General features: G+C 33.0%; 17 protein-coding genes. 12 read left to right on the top strand and 5 right to left on the bottom strand.

Annotated features, from left to right (window positions below; genetic code table 11):
• Positions 1-2: 2 nt before the first annotated feature.
• From ABWP78_RS04960 to ABWP78_RS05015, 12 genes are all read left to right on the top strand, one after another.
• The gene (locus ABWP78_RS04960; protein ID WP_353169676.1) at positions 3-809 is read left to right on the top strand and encodes an outer membrane protein assembly factor BamD; all 807 of its coding nucleotides are present in this window, start codon (positions 3-5) and stop codon (positions 807-809) included.
• A gap of 8 nt (positions 810-817) precedes the next feature.
• On the top strand, positions 818-1132 hold the full coding sequence (locus ABWP78_RS04965) for a DNA-directed RNA polymerase subunit omega (RefSeq protein WP_091312562.1): 315 nt from the start codon (positions 818-820) through the stop codon (positions 1130-1132).
• Positions 1133-1147: 15 nt separating this feature from the next.
• A complete protein-coding gene (coaBC, locus tag ABWP78_RS04970; protein WP_353169677.1) occupies positions 1148-2359 on the top strand; it encodes a bifunctional phosphopantothenoylcysteine decarboxylase/phosphopantothenate--cysteine ligase CoaBC in 1212 nt (403 codons plus the stop codon).
• Complete coding sequence (gene porD, locus ABWP78_RS04975; protein ID WP_353169678.1) at positions 2349-3233, top strand: type IX secretion system protein PorD; 885 nt, start codon at positions 2349-2351, stop codon at positions 3231-3233. The genes coaBC and porD overlap by 11 nt, the downstream gene beginning before the upstream one ends.
• A gap of 1 nt (position 3234) precedes the next feature.
• Positions 3235-4887 carry a DNA repair protein RecN gene (locus tag ABWP78_RS04980; protein WP_353169679.1) on the top strand — a complete coding sequence of 551 codons (1653 nt, stop codon included), beginning with the start codon at positions 3235-3237 and terminating at the stop codon, positions 4885-4887.
• A gap of 55 nt (positions 4888-4942) precedes the next feature.
• The gene (gene fabV / locus ABWP78_RS04985; protein WP_353169680.1) at positions 4943-6133 is read left to right on the top strand and encodes an enoyl-ACP reductase FabV; all 1191 of its coding nucleotides are present in this window, start codon (positions 4943-4945) and stop codon (positions 6131-6133) included.
• A gap of 157 nt (positions 6134-6290) precedes the next feature.
• The gene (locus ABWP78_RS04990) at positions 6291-10136 is read left to right on the top strand and encodes a fibronectin type III domain-containing protein (protein WP_353169681.1); all 3846 of its coding nucleotides are present in this window, start codon (positions 6291-6293) and stop codon (positions 10134-10136) included.
• Between the two features lie 221 nt (positions 10137-10357).
• Complete coding sequence (locus ABWP78_RS04995) at positions 10358-16366, top strand: NIDO-like domain-containing protein (RefSeq protein WP_353169682.1); 6009 nt, start codon at positions 10358-10360, stop codon at positions 16364-16366.
• An 89-nt stretch (positions 16367-16455) separates the two neighbouring features.
• Entirely contained in the window at positions 16456-17451 is a 996-nt protein-coding gene (locus ABWP78_RS05000; protein WP_353169683.1) for a glycosyltransferase family 2 protein, read from the top strand.
• A gap of 1 nt (position 17452) precedes the next feature.
• Complete coding sequence (coaE, locus tag ABWP78_RS05005) at positions 17453-18040, top strand: dephospho-CoA kinase (RefSeq protein ID WP_353169684.1); 588 nt, start codon at positions 17453-17455, stop codon at positions 18038-18040.
• A gap of 70 nt (positions 18041-18110) precedes the next feature.
• A complete protein-coding gene (locus ABWP78_RS05010; protein WP_353169685.1) occupies positions 18111-19694 on the top strand; it encodes a sensor histidine kinase in 1584 nt (527 codons plus the stop codon).
• A gap of 3 nt (positions 19695-19697) precedes the next feature.
• Positions 19698-20396 carry a response regulator transcription factor gene (locus ABWP78_RS05015; protein ID WP_353169686.1) on the top strand — a complete coding sequence of 233 codons (699 nt, stop codon included), beginning with the start codon at positions 19698-19700 and terminating at the stop codon, positions 20394-20396.
• 37 nt (positions 20397-20433) lie between these two features.
• On the opposite strand, the gene rlmF is transcribed toward ABWP78_RS05015, so the two are convergent.
• From rlmF to thrS, 5 genes are all read right to left on the bottom strand, one after another.
• Positions 20434-21348 (bottom strand): 23S rRNA (adenine(1618)-N(6))-methyltransferase RlmF, encoded by a 915-nt coding sequence (rlmF, locus tag ABWP78_RS05020; RefSeq protein ID WP_353169687.1) that lies wholly within the window; start codon positions 21346-21348, stop codon positions 20434-20436.
• Positions 21349-21472: 124 nt separating this feature from the next.
• Positions 21473-21817 (bottom strand): 50S ribosomal protein L20, encoded by a 345-nt coding sequence (gene rplT, locus ABWP78_RS05025; protein WP_353169688.1) that lies wholly within the window; start codon positions 21815-21817, stop codon positions 21473-21475.
• A gap of 174 nt (positions 21818-21991) precedes the next feature.
• Positions 21992-22189 carry a 50S ribosomal protein L35 gene (gene rpmI / locus ABWP78_RS05030; protein ID WP_353169689.1) on the bottom strand — a complete coding sequence of 66 codons (198 nt, stop codon included), beginning with the start codon at positions 22187-22189 and terminating at the stop codon, positions 21992-21994.
• Between the two features lie 112 nt (positions 22190-22301).
• Positions 22302-22802: a translation initiation factor IF-3 gene (gene infC / locus ABWP78_RS05035; protein ID WP_353169692.1), complete on the bottom strand. Its 501-nt coding sequence runs from the start codon at positions 22800-22802 to the stop codon at positions 22302-22304.
• An 86-nt stretch (positions 22803-22888) separates the two neighbouring features.
• Entirely contained in the window at positions 22889-24829 is a 1941-nt protein-coding gene (gene thrS / locus ABWP78_RS05040) for a threonine--tRNA ligase (protein ID WP_353169690.1), read from the bottom strand.
• Positions 24830-24956: the final 127 nt, after the last annotated feature.

Raw genomic sequence — 24956 nt, forward strand, 5'->3', positions numbered from 1 at the left:
ATATGAACAAATTTATATATATACTTTTAGTAGTACTTTCTATTTCGTCTTGTACTTCTTATCAAAAAGCGATGAAGTCAGATGATGTAGAATTCAAAACAAAAGTGTTTACAGAACAAATAGAAAAGAAAAAGTATTCTAAAGCAATTAGATTATTTGAGCAATTTGCTTCTGCATTAAGAGCAAAGCCACAAGGAGAAACAGTTTTTTACAATTACGCCCAGGCATTATACAATACCAAACAATATATTTCTGCTTCTTATGAGTTTGAAAGATTTGCAAGTAGTTATCCAAGAAGTCCACTGGCTGAAGAAGCAGCGTTTTTTGGAGCAGAATGTTACAGCAAAGTATCACCAATTTATAGTTTAGATCAAGTAGATACAGATAAAGCATTGAGTAAAATACAAGTATTTGTTAATAAATATCCAAATTCTACTTTTTTACCAAGAGCAAATGAAATTGTAAAGATATTATCTGAAAAATTAGAATTAAAAGCATTTGAAATCGCAAAACAATACAATACAATTGGCGAATTTACAAGAGATTACAATGCAGCTATTGTAGCGCTAGATAATTTTGTTTTTAATTTTCCAGGTTCAAAATATAAAGAAGATGCTCTGTTTTATAAATTTGATGCGATGTACAAATTAGCAACAAATAGTATTCCTTCAAAAAAACAAGAAAGATTAAATTCTGCTAAAACGTATTACCAAAATTTAGTTAAATTTAAAGCAGATACCAAGTATTTAGAGAAATCAAATAAAATGCTTGAAACGGTAGATAAAGAATTGAAACAATATATAAATTAATCATTATTATGGATTTAAAGAAAACAAATGCTCCAGTAAACACAATAACTTACAACAAAAGTGTAATTGAAGAACCAACTGGAAATGTATATGAAGCAATTACTATAATAGCTAGAAGAGCCAATCAAATTAATTCTGAAATTAAAAAAGAATTATTAGATAAGCTTGACGAATTTGCTACTTATAATGATAGTTTAGAAGAAGTTTTCGAAAATAAAGAACAAATTGAAGTTTCTAAATACTACGAAAAATTACCTAAGCCACACGCTTTAGCTGTACAAGAATGGCTAGAAGATAAAATTTATCATAGAGATACTAAATAATTTATACTTTAATTAATGTCTGTTTTAAAAGGTAAAAATGTTTTGCTAGGAATTTCTGGCGGAATTGCAGCTTATAAAACAGCCTCATTAGTTAGATTACTCATAAAAGCAGGTGCACATGTACAAGTAGTCATGACACCTGCTTCTGTTGATTTTGTTACACCCTTAACTTTGTCTACACTTTCAAAAAATCCTGTATTTTCTACTTTTTACAATAAAGAGGATGAAAATGCAACTTGGAACAACCACGTAGAATTAGCACTTTGGGCCGATTTTATGCTTATTGCTCCAGCTACAGCCAATACGCTTTCTAAAATGGCATCGGGCACTTGCGATAACTTGCTTTTGGCTACTTATTTATCTGCAAAATGCCCAGTATATTTTGCTCCAGCAATGGATTTAGATATGTACATTCATCCCACAACTATAATGAATTTCGAAACTTTAAAAGGTTTTGGAAATACAATAATTCCTGCTGAAAGCGGCGAATTAGCCAGTGGATTAAGTGGTGAAGGAAGAATGGCCGAGCCTGAAAACATACTTCAATTTATTGAAAAAGATATCGAAAGTAAATTACCACTAAAAGGTAAAAAAGTTTTAGTAACTGCAGGTCCTACATACGAAGCCATAGATCCAGTTCGATTTATAGGCAATCATTCTACAGGAAAAATGGGTTACGAAATTGCTCAAGCAGCCGCCAATTTAGGTGCAGAAGTTATTTTGGTTTCAGGTCCAACTCATTTGCAATTGCAAAATAGTTTAATAACAGTTATAAGAGTTACTTCAGCTGATGAAATGTTTGCTGCCTGTCATAATTATTTTGAAAATACTGATGTGGTAATTGCAGCAGCAGCTGTTGCCGATTATAAACCAAAAAATATTGCTTCTCAGAAAATAAAAAAGGATGAAGCTACGTTTACTATAGAATTGGAAAAGAATCAAGATATTTTATTATCTTTAGGTCAAATTAAAATGAACCAATTTTTAATCGGATTTGCATTAGAAACGGAAAATGAGATTGAAAATGCCAAAAGTAAAATCTTAAAAAAGAATTTAGATGTTATTGTCTTGAATTCTTTAAACGATGAAGGTGCTGGATTTGTAAAACCAACAAATAAAGTTACATTTATTGATAAAGATTTTAATATATTTGATATTCCGTTAAAATCAAAAGAATTAGTTGCCGTAGATATTGTTAACCTAATTGTAAAAAAATATGCGAATTAAATTTTTAGTATTCCTTTTTTTAAGTGTTTTTTTTGCGAATTCACAAGAATTAAAAGCTATTGTATCTATAAATACGGATCAAGTTACAAGTGTAAATCCTCAAATTTTTAAGAACTTAGAAAAACAGGTTTTCGATTTTTTGAATAATACTAAATTTTCTGAAAAAGGAGTGAAACAAAATGAAAAAATAAATTGTTCTTTTTTCTTCATCGTAACTAAATTTGAAAGCAATAATTTCGAAGCGTCGTTGCAAGTAAACTCTTCGCGACCCGTTTATAATAGCACATTTACTACTCCAATTCTAAATATAAATGATAAGGATTTTAGTTTTAAATACATTGAATTTGAAAACTTAATTTATGATCAAAATGCATTTACTTCAAACTTAGTTTCAGTTTTGTCGTTTTATGCCAATATTATTATCGCTTCTGACGCAGATACTTTTTCAGATAAAGGCGGAACAGATTCTTATGAAACAGCTTTAAACATTACCAATGTGGCACAATCAAGTGGGTTTTCAGGTTGGGTGCAAACGGGTAAAAAAACGACAAGATTCAATCTTATTTCAGATTTAATGTCAAATACTTTTGACCCTTACAGAGAAACTTTATACCAATATCACATTAATGGATTGGATAAAATGGCTGACGATTTAAAACTAGGGAAATTAGGCGTAGCCAATGCTTTAGACACCTTACTTAAGTTACACAAAGTTAGACCAAATTCGCTTTTAGCAAGAACTTTTTTTGATGTTAAAACTGATGAATTAGTAGATATTTTTAATGGTGGTCCAGGTATCGATACAGTTAAAGTTAGAGAAAATTTAGCTACCATTTCTCCGTTAAATTCTTCCAAATGGAATAAAATAAGGTAATATGCTTTTATCTTTATCAGTTCAAAATTATGCCTTAATTGAGCAGCTTAATATTAATTTTTCCAATCAGTTTGCTACCATAACAGGTGAAACAGGTGCGGGAAAATCAATATTATTAGGTGCTTTAGGTTTAATTATGGGAAATCGTGCCGATTTATCTTCCCTAAAAGATAAAGAAAAAAAATGCGTTGTAGAAGCCAGTTTTGAAATCTCAAAATACAATTTGAAATCACTCTTTGAAGCGAATGATTTAGATTACGAAAACACAACTATTATTAGAAGAGAAATTTTGCCAACTGGTAAATCTCGTGCTTTTATAAATGATACACCCGTTAACTTATCAGAATTACAACTTTTAGCAGAAAATTTAATAGACATTCATTCACAACATCAAACGCGTGAATTGGAACAGCAAAATTATCAGATTTCTATTTTAGATGCAATGGGTTCGAATGCCCAAAATCTAAATGAATACACCATTTTATTATCCGATTTTAGACTAAAATCTAAAGAATTAGAACAGGCAATTTCGAATAAAAATGCACTATTAACCGCGCAAGAATACAATTTACACTTGTTAAATGAATTAGAACAAGTAAATTTAAAACCGGATGAACAATCGGAATTAGAAGGAGAATTATTGAGTTTAAATAATTCTGAATTAATTACAGAAACGCTAATTAAATTGGTTTCTAGTGCTAATGATGAGCAATTTGGATTTATTACTTCGATTAAAGATTGTAAAAACGCATTGCAAAAAATTGCTGGCTTTTCATCCTCGTATTCAGAAGTTTTTGAAAGATTGCATTCTGCATTAATTGAATTAGAAGATATTACAGATACCACATTCCATTTAGCTGAAAAAAATACGTATAATCCAGAACGATTAGAATTTATTTTAAACCGATTGCAAGTTATTTACGATTTACAAAAGAAACATCAAGTCACTTCAATAGAAGTCTTGTTAGAATTACAAAATCAGCTTTCAGAAAAAGTACTTTTAGTAGACAATTTAGAAGAAAAAATAATTCAGTTAAAGGATTATTTAAGTCAAAAAACAATTGATTTGACTTCCATTTCTAATACAATATCTAAAAATAGGAGTGAAGCCATTCCTGTATTTGTATCTAAAATTTCTGCTATTTTGTATGAATTAGGTATGCCCGATTCGCAATTTAAAATGGAATTGAATACTTCAAATTCTTTTCTTTTTAACGGAACAGATGAATTAGAACTTTTGTTTTCGGCTAATAAAGGAATCAGTTTGGGGTCGTTTAAAAAAGTAGCGTCAGGTGGTGAAATGTCAAGAATTATGTTGGCTATTAAAGCTATTTTAGCTGATTTTTCAAAATTACCTACCATTTTATTTGATGAGATAGATACTGGTGTGTCTGGAGAAATCGCATTAAAAATGGGAGAAATTATGAAAAAAATGAGTGCCAACCGTCAAGTTTTTGCGATTACACATTTGCCTCAAATTGCTTCAAAAGGCGTTTCACAATATAAAGTTTCAAAAGAGACTATCGCAGACAATACCATTTCAAAAATTGTAAAACTAACTTCAGAAGAACGAGTAATAGAAATTGCAGAAATGTTATCAGGTAAACAAATTACCGAATCGGCACTATCACATGCTAAAACATTATTAAATTAAAATGTATACTTTTGTATCAAGTTTATAAATACAACAATAATAAAAATATAAAATTATGATTATCGAACCAAGAATGCGTGGATTTATATGTTTAACAGCTCATCCAGACGGTTGTGTAAAAAATGTAAAAAATCAAATTGACTATTTAAAATCAAAAGGAAAAATTGAGGGTGCAAAAAAAGTTTTAGTAATTGGTGCTTCAACAGGTTTTGGTTTGGCGTCAAGAATTACTAGTGCATTCGGTTGTGATGCTGCTACTATTGGTGTGTTTTTTGAAAAAGAACCAAGTGAAGGAAAAACAGCTACTCCAGGATATTATAATTCGGCTTCTTTTGAAATGGAAGCAGAAAAAGCGGGATTATATGCAAAAAGCATAAATGGTGATGCTTTTTCAAATGAAGTAAAACAGCAAACGATTGATATTATTAAAAAAGATTTAGGTCAAGTAGATTTGGTTATATATAGTTTGGCTTCACCAGTTCGTATGCATCCTGTTACTGGGGTTTTACACCGTTCTACTTTAAAACCAATTGGTGGAAAATTCTCAAACAAAACCGTTGATTTTCATACTGGAAATGTTTCAGAAGTTTCTATCGAACCAGCAAATCAAGAGGATATTGATAATACAGTTGTGGTTATGGGTGGTGAAGATTGGTCAATGTGGATGAATGCTTTGAAAGACGCAGGCGTTTTAGCAAATGACGCCATGACGTTAGCGTATTCTTATATCGGACCAGAAGTTACTGAAGCGGTATATAGAAAAGGAACAATTGGTCGTGCAAAAGATCATTTAGAAGCTACTGCTTTTGAAATAACAAAACAATTGGAAAGTGTAAATTGTAAAGCATACGTTTCTGTAAATAAAGCATTGGTAACACAGGCAAGTTCAGCTATACCAGTAATTCCATTATACATTTCATTATTGTATAAAACCATGAAAGCAGAAGGTATTCACGAAGGTTGTATTGAGCAAATGCAACGTTTGTATTCAGAAAGATTATATAGTGGAAACGCCATTTCAACAGATGAAAAAGGAAGAATTAGAATTGACGATTGGGAAATGCGCAGTGACGTGCAAGAACAAGTTGCTAAATTATGGAAAGTGGCCACAACTGAAAATTTATCAGAAATTGGTGATTTAGCAGGTTATAAAAAAGATTTTGATAGTTTATTTGGCTTCGGTTTTGAAGGTGTAGATTATCAGGCAGAAACATCAGAAATGGTTTTTGTACCTAGTATCAAATAAAAAAACATCAATTTAATGATAAAAAATCTCGATTCGTCGGGATTTTTTTGTTTTTCACCGGTATTTTTTATCTTTTAATCGACTATTTAACAAATGTTTATGCAAATCATTTTTTTTTTGTTTATTTACTTAATTAATTAACCTAAATCATATTAATATGAAAAAAATTACACTTTGGTTATTTGCCTTATTTACATGTTGGCAAATGACTGCTCAAGTTAATGTTGTTGAAAATTTTAATTCTTCAACAAATCTTCCTACTGGATGGACTAGTATAGGTTTTGGATATGTAACAGGAACTGAATCGTGTTCTGTAAATTCGTATATAGACAATTTGTATTCTTCAAGTGCTACAGGTGAAATAGTTTCTCCTAATCAAGTAGCGGGTTCCAACGGAACTAATTTAACAGTTTCTTTTGATTACAAAATTGAAGATTGGAATTCAACTGCTGCTACTGCCTCTGGTTGGGGTAATATTCAAGTTCAATATTCAATTAACAATGGCGTAGCATGGACTACTTTTTTTACAATTAATGATACAAATCATGTAGTTGCAAATACATGTGCTACTTTTTCAAATGTGATTCCTGCAGCAAGTTTACCAAGTGGATCTGATATTAAAATAAGATTTTTGTTTACTTGGGTTTCAGGAGACTACGATATTTATTTAGATAACTTTTCTGCTACACAGGTTACAGCATTACCACCTTCTTGTACTGTTTTATCAACACCAGTTAGTGGCGCTACAAATATTTCAAGTTCAACAGTATCTTGGAATGTAGCTCCTGGTATTCCTAGTGGTTACAAATTAAGTGTTGGTACCACATCTGGAGGGACTAATGTTTTAAATATGTTTGATGTTGGAAATGTGACTAGTTATAATTTAGGTGCACTTTCCGCCGGAACTACTCATTACGTAAAGGTTTTTCCTTATAATGCAAATGGGCAAGCTACAGGATGTACTGAAAGTTCGTTTACTACTTGTGGAGCAATCACCACATATCCTAGTGTTGAACCATTTGATGTTTTTTTACCAAATGCATGTTGGATGAAAGGCGATAATGGAGACATTACAGCAGGACCTGCAACATTTGGTTCAAATAATTTCTACGAAGATGGATTTGCAAATGTAGGTTCCACAGGATCTTTTGTTTATAACATATGGCAAGCAAATGCAAATGATTGGATTATTTCTCCTCAATTTACAATACCAGCTACTGGTTATGAATTAAAATTTGACGCTGCAGCTGCAAATTATGGTGCTACTACAGCAGTTACAGATTGGGAATCAGATGATTCAGTGGAAGTCTTAGTTAGTTCAATAGGTACAACAAACTGGACTGTTTTGTCAACTTTTAATGCCTCAAATGTTCCTTCAAATACTGGTTCTGTTAATATTATAGATTTAGATGCTTACTCTGGTCAAACAGTTAGATTTGCATATAGAGTTGTTGAAGGAACCACAAATGGAACTGCTGATTTTGAATTTTCCGTAGATAATTTACAAATTCGTTTAACGCCATCTTGTATTGAACCATTAGCATTAGTATCAGCTTCGATTACCTCTACAGGTGCTTCAATTTCTTGGGATCCAACTTCTCCAGTGCCTTCAGCAGGGTATGAGTATTTTGCTTCTACAACAAATACATTACCTCCTGCAGCAGGTACTGCAACAACTAATACTTTTGCAGTTTTATCTGGCTTAACACCAGCTACAACCTATTATATATTTGTAAGAGCAAATTGTGGATCAGGTGCATTCAGTCCTTGGTCTACTTCAATAAATTTTACCACAGCTTGTGCTTCAGTTACTAGTTTTGTTCAAAATTTTGATGCAGTAACTTTACCTGGCTTCCCAATATGTTGGGGAAAATTGGGTACAGGTGGCTCTGCCTATTTAGATAATTTCAATGCTAATTCTACACCAAATGTTTTGTATATGGCATCTTGGTCAACTACAGACTTGGCAGTAGTTAAAATGCAGCCTGTTTCTAATTTAGGAGCTGGAACACATAGATTAAAATTAAAAATTAGAGGTAGCTGGTCAACTGGTGGTATAATTGAATTCGGTTACTTAACGAATCCAATGGATGCAACTACATTTGTGCCATTAACTACGATGACTGCTGCAACATTGACCTATGAGAATATGTCATTTTCACCTCCTGTTGGAACGTACTCAGACTATCCAGCATTCAGACATACCGGAAATCCAACAAATAGTTTGTTGATTGATGATGTGGTTTGGGAGCCAATTCCGTCTTGTGCGGAACCAACAGCCTTAGTATATGCAAACATTACTTCTACTGGAGTAGATGTTTCATGGACAGCACCTACTAGTGCTCCGGCAAATGGTTATCAATATGTAATTTCTACATCTGCTACATTACCAACAACAGCTGGAACTGCAGTGACAAATATATATGTTTCAGTGTCGGGTTTAACGCCACAAACGGCATATTACATATTTGTTAGATCAATTTGTTCAACTTCAGATGCTAGTCCATGGGTTGGTCCAGTTTCATTCTTAACTGCTTGTGTGCCTGTTACAGCTTTACCTTGGACGGAAGGTTTTGAATCTGTGACTACACCGGCTTTTCCGCCGTGTTGGTCTGAAGAAAATGGAGATTACACAACTTCAGATGCTACTTTTGATAACACGGCACACTCGGGTACAAAATATTTAAGAGATGCATGGTCTGCAACAAATGAATTCATGTGGTCGCCAGGTTTTCAATTAACTGCAGGAACTTCTTATGATTTTTCTTCTTGGATTCAAGGTGATGGTGGTTCTGGATGGGTTGTAGATTATTTTGTAAATTCTAGTCAAATTTCTACAGGCGCTACTCAATTAGGAGCTACTTATAATGTTCCTGGAACAGGTACTTTAGCCATTCAACCATATGCTAAAATTACACGTACTTTTGTTCCAACTACTTCTGGAGTGTATTATTTTGCATTTAGAGTAAATCAACCAAATTTTGCTCCAAATTATGTAGCATTTGATTATGTTGAATTAAAAGTAACACCAAACGTTATCCCAGCTTGTGCTACTGGATTACAAGCAACGCCAAATACTACTTGTGGTAACTTCGCAAATCAATTGTCTTGGGCACCAGTTACTGATGCTACAGGTTATTATGTAACTATTGGAACTACTTCAGGTGGAACTGATATTGCTAATGCGGTTTCAGTTAGTGCAAACAATTATTCTTTCTTAGGAACTATTAATACGCAGTATTTCTGGAAAGTGGTTCCATTTAGTGGAGCTGGATCTGCAACTGGTTGTGCTATACAATCATTTACAACAGTAGCTACAGGATGTTATTGTCCTTCAGTACCAACATCTAATGATGGTTCTGGTATTACTAATGCAACTGTTGGTACATCTCCGTTTGTTATTGCTGATGTAATGTATGTTAACAATACAGCAACTGCTGTGGCGGTTGAACCAGGTACAAATACTAATGTGCAACTTGTTTTTGCAACAGGTTATACATATGATATTAATATCTGGATTGACTTCAATAATGATTTCGATTTCAATGATGCGGGTGAATTAGTTAAAACAGGTATAGCTTGTACTAATGTAAATCCAAATACTGTTGATGCTTCATTCTTAATGCCATTAACGGCACCTACAGGAGTACACAGAATGAGAATTGGAACTGCAGATGACGGTCAAGTTCCACCAGCTCCATGTTACAGTGGTGCATATGGTGTAACACTTGATTTCACTGTAGATACAACGTTAGGTTCAAATTCATTTGATACTTCAAACTTTGTAGCGTATCCAAATCCTGTAAAAGATGTATTGAATTTATCATACAAAACAGCTATTAGTAATGTAAAAGTAATTAACGTATTAGGTCAAGAAGTTGTAAATGCAAAAGCAACTACAAATGATGTACAAGTTGATATGTCTGCTTTAAATGCCGGAGTTTATATTGTTAATGTAACTGTTGATGATATAGTACACTCTATTAAAGTGATTAAAGAATAATTATTTAAATATAATTTTTTACTTAAAAGTCCCGATTTATCGGGACTTTTTTTATTTTATAAATATTACTTTTTAATGCTAATTTGTTAAAAACAAATGATTTTAAACAAAATAAGCATTTTAACGATTTTTTTTACAGTTTATCGGATTGTTAATAAATTGCTATGTAATAATCAATTTAATTTTCTTTTATTTGTAATACAAACTAAAATAACTTAATTATGAAAAAAATTACTTTCTGGCTTTTAGCACTCTTCACGTGTTTGCAAATCCAGGCCCAAGTAAATTTGTACAGCTTTGCTCAAAGCAATCAAACTTACTCGGAAATCACTGGAGGTACAATTTTAGGTACTTCAACTGCTACTTCAACTTTTGATTCGCAGATTTGGAATTTAGCAACCGCTACTATTCCTTTTAACTTCAATTTTAATGGAATTGACTACACAGGATGTAATGTAAGTAGTAATGGGTTCATTACTTTCGGTGCTACAGCACCGCTAGGAACAACAACTACACCAATTTCTACTACAACAACTTACGCAGGAGCTATTTCTGCCTGGGGTGCAAACACCTCTGGTCCTTTTGTGACTAGTTTAATTACAGGAGAAGTAAGGTATGAAGTGGTAGGTACAGCTCCCAACAGAGAATTGGTAATTCAATATAAAAATTGGAGACCAAATAGTTCTACTAGTATTTTTGAAATTCCATTTATGAATTTCCAAATTCGTTTGGCGGAAACTACCAACCAAATTAAAATGGTGTATGGATCTAATGGATACGCAATAGGTTCTACGGCTATTTCTGGAACTGCTCAGATTGGTTTAAGAGGGGCAGCAGTAACTGATTTTAAAACAAGACTTAATTCATCAACTCAATTATTTACGGCATCAACTAACGGTACGGCAAATAGTTCAACACAGGCATACAACACTTCAGTAGCTACCCCAGGTATGCCTACTAATGGTTTGGTATACACTTATACACCACCAGTAGTTTGTACAGGTGCGCCAGTTGCGGGTACAGTTACACCTGCGGTTCAAAATTTATGTGCAAGTACTACACCTACAGCATTAACTTTAACTGGAAACAGTGAAGGTTTTACAGGGTTAACTTTTCAATGGGAAACGTCAGCAGATAATACAAATTGGGCAAATGCTACAGGTACTTCTGCTACCACTATGGTTTATGCGGCGCCATTGTTTGCAGGAACAGCAACCGTGTACTACAGATGTAAAATTACCTGTACAGGTAGTACCTTATTTTCTTATTCAAATGTAGTAACAGTTAATCCAGCGGCTGCTCCAGTAGGACAAGCCACAGTGTTAAACTATACAAATATTACTCAATTAGGATTTACTGCTAACTGGACCAACTCGGATGGAAACAGACGTGTGGTGTATGTTAGTGATGCACCAATTGTTGATCCAGTTAATGGATCAGCTGCAGCATTTACAGCTGCTACTGCTTACGCAGGAACAGGACAACAAATTGTATATGATAATACAGGTGCTTCAGTTACTGTAACTGGTTTACTACCAAATACGCAATATTATGTAAAAGTAATTCAATACTTAAGATGTGGTTCGGCTACACCATTTAGTTATTACTTTAATGCCACTTCAGTTTCAAATGCTAGTACAGTAACAACAATACCTCTTGTGGCTATTCCATGGTCTGAGGGATTTGCTACTACTACTGTACCGGCTAACTGGGCAAGTACAGGTTTTACTATAAATAATACTTTAGTTCAAATTAATCCTGCTTTAGCAAGTAATTATATTTATAAAAATTTATTTTCAGGAACATCAACTTCAACTGGAAATTTTGTTACACCAATTTTTGCACCAGTACCTGCTAATCACAGATTTGTTTTTAATTACAAAGCGAATGATTATTCATCTCCTTACGGGACTACTGTTGCCAGTAGTTTTAACATGATTATTGCTGTTTCTACAAATAATGGTACTACGTTTACAGATGTAGTCACAGAGCCAAATAACGGTATAGCAGGATGGCAAACCTACGCTTTAAATTTAGCAGCGTATACAGGTCAGTCAATTAGAATAAAAGTTACTTCTAACTGGATTGCTGGAGATTTTTATGTAGCATATGATAACTATAAAATCGAGGCAATACCAACTTGTGAAGCACCTCTATGGAGTAGTATGATAGCTACGAATGTTGCAGCTAATACAGCTACACTTTCATGGGCAGCTTCAACTTCTACACCAGCTAATGGATACGATTATTATGTAAGTACTTCAAGTACTGATCCATTAAGTACAGTTACTCCAACAGGTTCTGTTGCTGCAGGTATAGTTACAACTGGTTTATCAGCACTTACTGGAAACACTACATATTATGTATGGGTACGTTCTAATTGTGCTACTTCAGATGTTAGTACTTGGTCTGGACCTATTACATTTAAAACATTATGTGCTAATGTAACCGCATTTACACAAAATTTTGATGGTCAAGCTTCTTCAGCGATGCCTTCTTGTTGGGAAAAAGTAGGAGCATTAGGTTCTTGTTATACTTCAACTACTACACCAACGCCTTCTGCACCAAACGTAGTTTATTTCTATGGTTCAACTACTTCTGCACCAACAATGCGTATGCAACCGGTTTCTAATTTAGGAGCAGGAACACATCGTATGAAGTTTAAAATGCGTTCTAGTTCTACTACAATTTTACCAGCTGTAGAAGTAGGTTATTTAACGAATCCTTATGACGCAACTACATTTGTAGCATTAACTTCAATTACTCCAACAAATGATGTTTTTGCTGAATTTGTATATGCACCACCAGCTGGAACCTATTCTGATTATCCGGCTATTAGACATACAGGATCTGTTTCAGGTACATTATATTTAGATGATTTTGCTTGGGAACCAGTTCCTTTATGTTCAGACCCATCTGCAATTGTATTTGCTCAAGTAGGCGCTTCAACTGCAATAATTTCATGGGATGCTCCAGCTACAGCTCCGGCAGTAGGATATGAATATTTTGTTTCTACAACAAATACAGTTCCTACAGTAGCAGGAACTGCAACTACAAATACATTTGCTTCTTTAACTGGTTTAACGCCAAATGCAGCACAATATGTATTTGTACGTTCTATCTGTTCTACAACACAGGCTAGTCCATGGGCTGGTCCAGTTACTTTTACGACTTTATGTGCTAACGTAACAGCGTTTTCTCAAAATTTTGATGGTGTTACAGCTTCGTCGTTACCTTCAGGTATGCCAGCATGTTGGATAAAATTAGGTACTGCAGGTTCTTGTTATACTTCAACTACCACACCTACGCCATCGGCACCAAACGTGCTTTATTTCTATGGTTCAACTACAGGTGCACCAACAATGCGTATGCAACCGGTTTCAAATTTAGGAGCAGGAACACATCGTTTGAAATTTAAACTTCGTTCAAGTTCTACAACTATATTTTCAACAGTGGAATTTGGTTATTTAACAGATGCAAATGATGTTTCGACATTCGTATCATTATCTTCATTTACTCCGGCATCAAATGTTTTTGCTGATTTTGTCTATGCACCACCAGCTGGAACGTATTCAGATTTCCCTGCAATGAAACACAATGGAACAGTTGCAGGTACATTATATTTTGATGATTTTGTTTGGGAAGCAATTCCTACTTGTCCAGATCCATCTGCTTTAGTAAGTGCTAACGTAACGTCTTCTTCGGTAGATATTTCGTGGGATGCTCCGGCTACAGTACCAGCATTAGGGTATCAGTATGTAATTTCTACAACAAATACACCTCCAACAGCAGCAGGAACTGCAGTAACTGCAACTTTTGCGCAAGTTACTACAGGATTGCTTCCATCAATTCAGTACTATGTTTTTGTAAGAGCCATTTGTTCTACTACAGATGCAAGTCCTTGGTTTGGTCCAATTACTTTCACAACGGCATGTGCGCCAATTACTACATTGCCTCATGTGGAGCCATTTAACATCGTATTGCCATCAGTTTGTTGGTTAAGAGGAGATAATGGTAACTTAACTACTGGACCAGCAACATTTGGAACAAATAGTTGGTATGAAGATGGTTTAGGAAATAACGGAACCACAGGTGCTGTTAAGTATAACTTATTTGTTGCCTCAGCTAATGACTGGATTGTATCTCCGCAATTTACAATTCCTGCAACTGGTTGGGAATTAAAATTTGATGCAGCCGCAGCAAATTATGCCGCTACTACAGCTGTAACCAATTGGGAAGCAGATGATTTTGTAGAAGTATTAATTAGTACTTCTACATCAGGATTAACAAACTGGACTACTTTGTATACATATAATAATACTAACGTACCATCTCCAGCAGGTGTTCCTAATATTATTGATTTAGATGCCTACAGTGGTCAAACGGTTCGTTTTGCCTATAGAGCAGTTGAAGGTACTGCAGATGGTTCTTCAGATATTGATTTTAGTTTTGATAATTTCGAAATTCGTTTATCACCTTCATGTCCTCAACCAACAAATGTTGTGGTTTCTAGTGTAACGGCTACTGGTGCAGCTTCATCTTGGGATGTAATGTCAGGTGCTACAGCTGGTTACCAATATGTTGTTTCAACATCTGCTACACCACCAACAGGTGTGGGTACAGCAGTTACAACAGCTTTTGTAGCATTAACAGGTTTAACACCTCAAACACCTTACTTTTTATATGTAAGAGCAAATTGTGGTTCAGGTTCATTTAGTGTGTGGTCAGTTCAAACATTCACTACACAATGTTCTGCTATTACAACTTTACCTTGGATGGAAGGTTTTGAAGGATTAACTACGGTGAGTTCTACTGATTTCCCTAGTTGTTGGTTTAAACAAAACGGTGATTGGGCTTCAAGAAATACAAATGATACTTGGAGTACTTCTAACACGGGAACTAATTTTATTAGAGATGCTTATGGTGCAACTAATGAATTTATGTGGACACCTGGTTTCCAATTAACTGCTGGTACATCTTATGATTTCTCTTCATTTATTCAAGGAGATAATGGTACTACTTGGGTTGTTGATTACTTTGTAAATTCAAATCAAAATTCAACAGGAGCTACTCAATTAGGAGCTTCGTATCCTATTCCAGGAACGGGATCTTCATATATAGCTCAGCCATATACTAAAATTACACGTTCATTTGCGCCAACAACTTCTGGTGTGTACTATTTTGCAGTACGTGTAAATGAAGCAAGTTTTGGACCATGGTATGCTTCTTTCGATGATTTTGAATTAAAAGTAACACCAAATATTATTCCGTCTTGTGCAACAGGTTTAACTGCAACACCAAATGCAACTTGTGGTAACTTTGCTAATCAATTATCTTGGTCTGCAACACAAGATGCTACAGGTTATTATGTAACTATTGGAACTACATCAGGTGGAACAGATATTGCTAATGCGGTGTCTGTAAGTGCTACCAATTATTCTTTCTCAGGAAATGTAAATACTCAGTATTTCTGGAAAGTGGTTCCATTCAGTGGAGCAGGTTCTGCTACTGGTTGTGCTATACAATCATTTACTACAGTAGCTACAGGATGTTATTGTGCTTCAGTTCCAACTTCTAATGATGGAACAGGAATTACAAATGCAACAGTTGGCACAACTCCGTTTGTTATTGCTGATGTAATGTATGCTAACAATTCAGCTACAGCTGTGGCAGTTGAACCAGGTACAAATACTAACGTTCAACTTACTTTTGCAACTGGATATGATTATGACATTAATATCTGGATTGACTTCAATAATGATTTTGATTTCAATGATGCAGGTGAATTAGTAAAAACAGGTATTGCTTGTACTGCTATAAATCCAAATACAGTTGATGCTTCTTTCTTAATGCCATTAACGGCACCTACAGGAGCACACAGAATGAGAATTGGAACTGCAGATTCTGGTCAAGTTCCACCAGCTCCATGTTACAGTGGCGCATATGGTGTAACACTTGATTTCACAGTAGATACAACGTTAGGTTCAAATTCATTTGATACTTCAAACTTTGTAGCGTATCCAAATCCTGTAAAAGATGTATTGAATTTATCATACAAAACAGCTATTAGTAATGTAAAAGTAATTAACGTATTAGGTCAAGAAGTTGTAAATGCAAAAGCAACTACAAATGATGTACAAGTTGATATGTCTGCTTTAAATGCCGGAGTTTATATTGTTAATGTAACTGTTGATGATATAGTACACTCTATTAAAGTGATTAAAGAATAATTATTTAAATATAATTTTTTACTTAAAAGTCCCGATTTATCGGGACTTTTTTGTTTTTATATATATCTTTGTTTTTATAAAAAATAACCATGCTATTTTCTTTAATTATACCTATTTTTAATAGGCCTGATGAAATTGATGAACTTTTAGAAAGTTTATCGAAACAAACCTATTCGGCTAATTATGAAATAGTAATTATTGAAGATGGTTCTACAATTACTTGTGAACATGTAATTCAAAAATATGTAGCTTTAAATGTTAGTTATTATTTTAAACCCAATTCAGGTCCAGGAGATTCTAGAAATTATGGAATGAAAATGGCTAAAGGTGATTATTTTATCATTTTAGACTCAGATTGTATTATTCCACCCAATTACTTACAAATTGTTGATGAAGAATTAAAAAGAGATTTTGTGGATTGTTTTGGTGGCCCAGATGCGGCATTGGATTCTTTTTCAAATATACAGAAAGCTATAAATTTCACCATGACTTCTTTCCTAACTACTGGTGGCATTAGAGGCGGAAGTGAAAAACTTGATAAATTTCAGCCCAGAAGTTTTAATATGGGCTTATCAAAAAAAGCATTTGAAGCATCAAAAGGTTTCGGTAATATACATCCAGGTGAAGATCCTGATTTGTCTATTCGATTATGGAAATTAGGGTACAAAACAAAATTAATTTCCAAAGCTTTTGTATATCATAAACGAAGAATAGATTGGAATAAATTTTATACGCAAGTAAATAAATTCGGTTTAGCAAGACCAATATTAAACTCTTGGTATCCAGAATTTACTAAAATTACATTTTGGTTTCCAACTTTGTTTTTAGTAGGATTTTTGTTTTCTGCTTTACTTGTAATTTTCAACTTTCCTTACTTTTTTTATGTGTATGTTTTTTATTTTATACTGTTGTTTTTTTCTTCGTTATTTCAAAATAAATCTATTGAAATCGCTTTATATAGTTTGGTAGCAAGCGTAATTCAGTTTTATGGATATGGAAAAGGATTTTTACTTTCATATCTTAAAATTCATATTTTAAAACAACAACCTGAAATAGCCTTTCCAAAACTATTTTTTAAGAAATAAAATGACAAAAATAATTGGACTTACTGGCGGAATTGGATCCGGAAAAACCACTGTTGCAAAGTATTTTGCTTCAAAAGGAATTCCTGTTTATATTGCCGATGAAGCTGCAAAAGAAATAATGAATACTAAAGCAGTTATTCAACAGGTTCAAGCACTTTTTTCAGAAAACGTAATTTTAGATAACAGTCAACTAAATAGAGAATTTATTCGTGAATTGGTGTTTAAGGACAAAAATAAATTAGCTCAACTCAACTCAATTATTCATCCCAAAGTAACTCTTGATTTTGAAAATTGGTTGAAAAAAAATAAAGATGCTCCTTTTATAATTAAAGAAGTAGCCATTTTATTTGAAACGAATGGGCAAGATTATTGTGATGCCACTATTTTAGTTACAGCGCCTTTAGAAACCCGAATTCAACGTGTTTTGGAAAGAGATAAAACGTCAAAAGATAATATTTTACAGATAATTCAAAACCAACTTCCTGAAGAACAGAAAATTAGATTAGCGACATATGTTATTGAAAATGAAAATTTAGAGAAAACGTATGAATTTATCGATATTTTAATAAAAAAATTAAATAATATTTAAATTTTAACATAATTGTTAATTATAGGTTAATTATTTCGCTTGTTGTTAGTTCCACCTTAACTTTGCTGTAATGAATAAAACAAGATTTATCATATTAGTTTTTTTAATGAGTATTTCTTTGATAGGAATTATCCTAGTCCAACTGTACTGGATTAACAGTTCGTTTCAAAAAAATGACGATCAATTTAAACACCACGCATTAGTGGTTTTAAGTAATGTTTCTGAAAAGCTAAATAATAAAGAAATGGTTGATTTCTATACCTCTTATAAAAAATTTAAAGACAGTACTGGAAAAGAACCTATGCAGGACCAATTAAAACAACTTTTTTACTATGAAAAAGATTCAAATACAAAAGAAGTTTTAATTTATTCTAATACAATTATTCCTGAAGATTTTGGTATTGATGGATCGTTCTTTGATAAAAACGCAAGTGCTATAAAAGTTAGAGATTTTCAAGCCAAAAGAAAAACCCAAATTTATAAAGATAATTCTTTAGAAGGTAGCGAAACTAATATGGGTGTAAAACCTAATGTAACTATTCAAAAAAATGGCAGATTAGGCGTTTTAGACCGAGTTCAATTTGAACTTTTGTTTAGAGATATTGTTTCGCAAAGACAAATTCATAAAAGGATTTCTTCAAAATTGGTAAATGATGTTTTGAATTTTGAATTATACAAATCAGAATTAAAAACACCTTATGAGTTTGCAGTATATAAAAATGGTTTAGCTACAAAAATAAAATCAGAAGAGTTTAGATATGATAAATGCACCATGTGTAGTGTACCTATTTTATTAGATGCCGAAGGTAAATCAGATTATAAATTATTACTTAGATTTCCAAATAAAACAAATTTTGTATTCTCGTCAATGTTGCCGATGACAATTTTAACTCTGTTATTCGTAGTTATAATTTTAGTAACCTACACCAGTGCTTTAAAACAGTTAATCATGCAAAAACAAATTTCTGAAATTAAAACGGATTTCATAAACAACATGACACATGAATTTAAAACACCAATTGCAACGATAAATTTAGCTTTAGATGCCATTAAGAATCCGAAAATTATTGATGATAAAGAAAAGGTACAAAAATACCTTCAAATGATTAAGGATGAAAACAAACGAATGCATGCCCAAGTTGAAAACGTACTTAGAATTTCTAAATTAGAAAGAAACGAATTAAATATTGATAAAGAACCCCAAGAAATAACAGATTTTATTGAAGATGCAATTGATCATGTGAGTTTAATTTTAGAAGATAGAGAAGGGGAAATACATACTCATTTTAATGCCAATAGAACTACTGTGCTTTTAAATGATGTACATTTTACAAATGTTTTGGTTAATATTTTGGATAACGCCATGAAGTATTCGGTAGAAAAACCAATAATTAACGTGTTTACGGATAATATTAAAGATTATGTTGTTATTAAAATAGAAGATAACGGAATTGGAATGACAAAAGCCGTGCAAAAAAAGGTTTTTGAAAAATTTTTTAGAGAACACACGGGTGACTTACACAATGTAAAAGGTCACGGGCTTGGTTTGGCTTATGTAAAACAAATTATCGAAGACCACAATGGTGAGATTTTTGTTGAAAGTGAAAAAGGAAAAGGAAGTACATTTATAATTAAATTGCCATTAATAAATTAAGTTATGGAAGCAAAAAAAATATTGTTAGTAGAAGATGACCCAAATTTTGGTTCGGTCTTAAGAGATTATTTATCATTAAATGATTTCGAAGTTACATTAGCTAAAAACGGAATGGAAGGTTTCGAGAAGTTTAAAAAAGACACCTATGATTTGTGTATTTTAGACGTAATGATGCCATATAAAGATGGGTACACATTAGCGCGAGAAATTAGAGAAAGAAATACAGAAGTGCCAATTATCTTTTTAACAGCAAAAACATTAAAAGAAGATGTTTTAAAAGGTTATAAAGTAGGAGCCGACGATTATTTAAACAAACCGTTCGATTCAGAAGTGTTATTGATGAAAATCAAAGCCATAATTCAAAGAAAAGCATCTGAAACAAAACCAGATTCCACTATTTTTGAGTTCACTATTGGTAAATTTCATTTAAATTCGAAATTGCGATTTTTAACTTTTGATAATCAAGATCCAATTAAATTATCTCCAAAAGAATCTGAATTATTAAAAATGTTAGCCCTTCATGAAAATGATTTAATGCCAAGAGAACTAGCATTAACAAAAATTTGGAGAGATGATAATTATTTTACTTCAAGAAGTATGGACGTATACATCGCCAAACTAAGAAAATATCTAAAATTAGATGACCGTGTAGAAATATTAAACATACACGGAGAAGGTTTCCGATTAGTAATAAATTTATAATAAAAAGGGCTGCCAAAATGGTAGCCCTTTTTATATATTAAAACTGCCAGCAAATAATTTGTGTAGTTTTGTTTCCGTTTGTTAAATGAAGCGTAGTACTGTTCTTAACTTCTACTTTTTTCATTTGTTTATACAAGGGTTTCAAGTTTGTTTTTTTAGAAACAATGGCACTAAACCATTTACATTGACTTTTAAAGTGAACACTTTCATAAATCATATTGGTTACAAAAGCCAATTCACCACCTTCGCACCATAATTCGTTATTCTGCCCACTGAAATTTAAAACAGGTTTGTCAGCTACTTTCTGACCTAAGTTTTTATTTTTTCGTAACGAACCTTTTGCAGCTTCTTCTGCAGAACTATGAAAAGGTGGATTACAAATTACAAAATCAAAAACTTCTTCCGATTCTAAAATGTATTTTAAAACATTTCGTTTGTTATCATTAAATCGGACGGTTACGTTTTCATTTAGTTTTGGATTTTTACTTAAAATGGTTTCTGCAGATAGTAAAGATTGTTTGTCCACTTCGGTTCCTACAAATGTCCAACCATACTCATGATTTCCAATAATTGGATAAATACAATTCGCACCTACGCCAATATCTAAAATTCTAACGGCATTTCCGGTTGGAACCACGCCGCCATTTGAAGCAGCTAATACATCTGCAATATGATGAATGTATTCGGCTCTTCCAGGAATAGGAGGGCATAAGTTGGTTTTAGGGATGTTCCAGTATTCTAAATTGTAAAAATGCATTAACAACGCCTTATTTAAGGCTTTTACAGCAATTGGATTTGAAAAATCAATTGACTTTTCTCCTGCTTTATTTAAAAATAAATGTAAGTTTAAATCGGGATGCGTTTTAATTAATTGTGCAAAGTCATATCTGCCAATATGTTTGTTTCTTGGGTGTAAACCTTCAAAAGAAAGGTTTGTTTCATTGTTTTCCATATATTCTTGTAAGTCGCAAATTTACAATTAATAATACGGATTTACATTATGATAAGATACAAAAAATCCCAACCTTTCGATTGGGATTTTGTATAAGTAAGATATAAATATGATTAAACGTTGATTATTTCACTTTATTTACGATAGTTGCAAATGCTTCTGAGTGGTTCATAGCTAAATCGGCAAGAACTTTACGGTTCAATTCGATGTTGTTAGCTTTTACTTTACCCATAAACTGAGAATAGCTCATTCCGTATTGTCTTGCACCAGCGTTAATACGCATAATCCATAACGCACGGAAATTTCTTTTCTTTTGCTTTCTATCACGGTAGGCATAGCACATTGCTTTTTCTACCGCATTTTTAGCGACTGTCCAAACGTTTTTACGTCTTCCGAAGAATCCTTTTGCTTGTTTTAATACTCTTTTTCTTTTAGCTCTTGTAGCTACTGAATTTACTGCTCTTGGCATAATTTTAAATGTTTTTTGTAGTAAGGCGACTTTATTAGTACTTTCAACTTCTGTTGTCAGGCTGAGCCTGTCGAAGTCTGCCCACTCCAGGGTTATTAATTAGTTTTAACCAAACAATGAATTAAATAAATTTTCCTTTTTTCATCATCTACTTTTTGTAGGAATGACTTGGGGCTATTTAATATTTAATTGTTGTTTAATGCTTTTCTCATCTGTCTTATGAACTAAACCAGAGTGAGTTAAAGCTAATTTACGTTTTTTAGATTTTTTTGTCAAAATGTGACTCTTAAAAGCGTGTTTTCTTTTGATCTTTCCAGAACCAGTAACTTTAAATCGTTTCTTGGCACTAGATTTTGTTTTCATTTTAGGCATTTTTTCCTAGGTATTTAATTTATTCTTACTTACTATCTTGATGGCTTTAAACGTTAGGCAGTAAACATTAGGCATTTGATTGCATATTGCTTATTGCATATTGCTTATAGCTTTATTTTACTTTTTTCTTAGAAGCAATGTATATAATCATACGTTTTCCTTCTAAAACAGGCATACTTTCTACTTTTCCGTATTCTTCTAAATCTTGAGCCAAACGTAATAATAAAATTTGTCCTTGCTCTTTATAGATAATTGAACGTCCTTTAAAAAATACAAATGCCTTTAATTTTGAACCTTCTTGTAAAAATTTTAAAGCATTTTTTTTCTTAAATTCATAATCATGTTCATCAGTTTGAGGTCCAAAACGAATTTCCTTAATTACAACCTGACTAGATTTTGCTTTTAATTCTTTTTCCCTTTTCTTTTGTTGGTACAAGAATTTTCCATAATCCATCAATTTACAAACAGGTGGGTCTGCGTTTGGTGAAATTTCAACTAAGTCTACTTCTTGTTCCTCTGCAAATCGCAATGCATCGGTCATTTTGTATACACCTGGTTCAATATTTTCACCTACTAATCGTACTTCAGCTACACCTCTAATTAAATTGTTAATACGATGTGCGGCTACTTTTTCTACTCTAGGAGTGTAACTCCCTCTTCCTCTTCTAATTGCTATGACTCTGTAATTTTAGTTAAACTTTAAAATTGTTTCAATGTTTTGCTTATTTCTTCATTTACAATTTTTGCAAATTCTTCAATTGTAACTGTAATATTTCCTTTTCCTTCTTGCCCGTTTCGACGTACAGAAATGGTACCGTTTTTCTCTTCTTCTTCACCAACAATAAGCATAAATGGCATTTTTTGCATTTCAGCTTCTCTAATTTTCTTACCTATTGTCTCGTTTCTATTATCAATTAGGGCGCGAATTTCGTGAATTTCTAGCAAATCTAAAACTTTTTTTGCATATTTTTCATATTTCTCACTTAAACTTAATATAATTGCCTGTTCTGGAATCAACCAAAGCGGGAAATTTCCTGCAGTATGTTCTAATAAAATCGCTATAAATCGTTCCATAGAACCAAACGGCGCTCTATGAATCATTACAGGTCGATGTAATTTGTCATCAGCACCTTTATAAGACAGTTCAAAACGTTCTGGTAAGTTGTAATCTACTTGTATAGTTCCTAATTGCCAACTTCTTCCTAATGCATCTTTAACCATAAAGTCTAACTTAGGACCATAAAATGCAGCTTCGCCAGCTTCAATAACGTAATTTAAACCTTTGTCTTTCGCAGCACTAATAATAGCATTTTCAGCTTTTTCCCAGTTTTCAACGCTACCTATATATTTTTCTGGATTGTTTAAATCTCTAACAGAAACTTGCGCTGTAAAGTTTTCAAATCCTAATGAACCAAATACATAAAGTACTAAATTAATTACGTTTTTAAATTCTGCATCCAATTGATCTGGCATACAGAAAATATGTGCATCATCTTGAGTAAATCCTCTTACACGAGTCAAACCATGTAATTCTCCAGATTGTTCGTATCTATAAACAGTACCAAATTCGGCATAACGTTTCGGTAAATCTTTGTACGACCAAGGTCTAGAGTTGTATATTTCACAGTGATGCGGGCAGTTCATAGGTTTCAACAAAAACTCTTCGCCTTCAGCTGGAGTCGTTATCGGTTGAAAACTATCTGCACCATATTTAGCATAATGCCCAGAAGTAACATATAATTCTTTCTGTCCAATATGAGGCGTAACCACTTGTTCGTATCCTGCTTTCTTTTGAGCTTTCTTTAAAAATTGCTCTAATCGATCGCGCAAAGCAGCTCCTTTTGGAAGCCATAATGGCAAGCCTTGTCCAACACGTTGCGAAAAATGGAATAAATCCAATTCTTTACCTAACTTTCTATGATCACGTCTTTTAGCTTCTTCTATAAATTCTAAATAGTCCGTCAAATCTTTTTGTTTTGGAAAAGAAGTTCCGTAAACACGTGTTAATTGTTTGTTTTTTTCATCACCACGCCAATACGCACCAGCAATACTCATTATTTTTACAGCCTTAATTATTCCTGTATTCGGAATGTGTCCACCACGACATAAATCTGTAAACGTAGCATGATCACAAAAAGTAATGGTACCGTCTTCTAAATTAGAAATTAATTCTGTTTTATATTCGTTGTCTTTATATTTATCTAGTGCTTCAGCTTTAGTTACAGCACGCATTTTAAATTCGTGTTTTTCTCTTGAAATTTCTAAAACACGGTCTTCAATCTTTTTAAAATCAGCATCCGTAATTTTATTGTCTCCAAAATCTACGTCATAGTAAAACCCATTATCAATAGCTGGCCCAAGCGTTAATTTAATTCCAGGAAACATTTCTTCTAGCGTTTGCGCCATTACGTGTGAAGTCGAATGCCAAAATGCTTTCTTTCCTTCCTTGTCATTCCATGTATATAAAGTAAGCGTACCGTCAGTGGTTAACGGAGTAGATGTTTCTATCGTTGTGTTATTATAATTAGCCGAAATCACATTTCTAGCAAATCCTTCGCTAATATTTTTAGCAACATCCATCGGAGTTACGCCTTGCGAAAACTCTCTTACCGATCCATCGGGTAAAGTAACTTTAATCATGGTTTATTTTTTATTGAGGTGCAAAGATAATACAATCCAATATTTCCTACAATATATATAGGTATAGTTTTTTTAGCAGCTATTTCCTGCTCTTCGCTATATCTTTTTGCCTAGTGGTCTTTAAAAA

Origin of the sequence: Flavobacterium sp. (assembly GCF_040402955.1) — a bacterium.
Taxonomy (GTDB): domain Bacteria; phylum Bacteroidota; class Bacteroidia; order Flavobacteriales; family Flavobacteriaceae; genus Flavobacterium.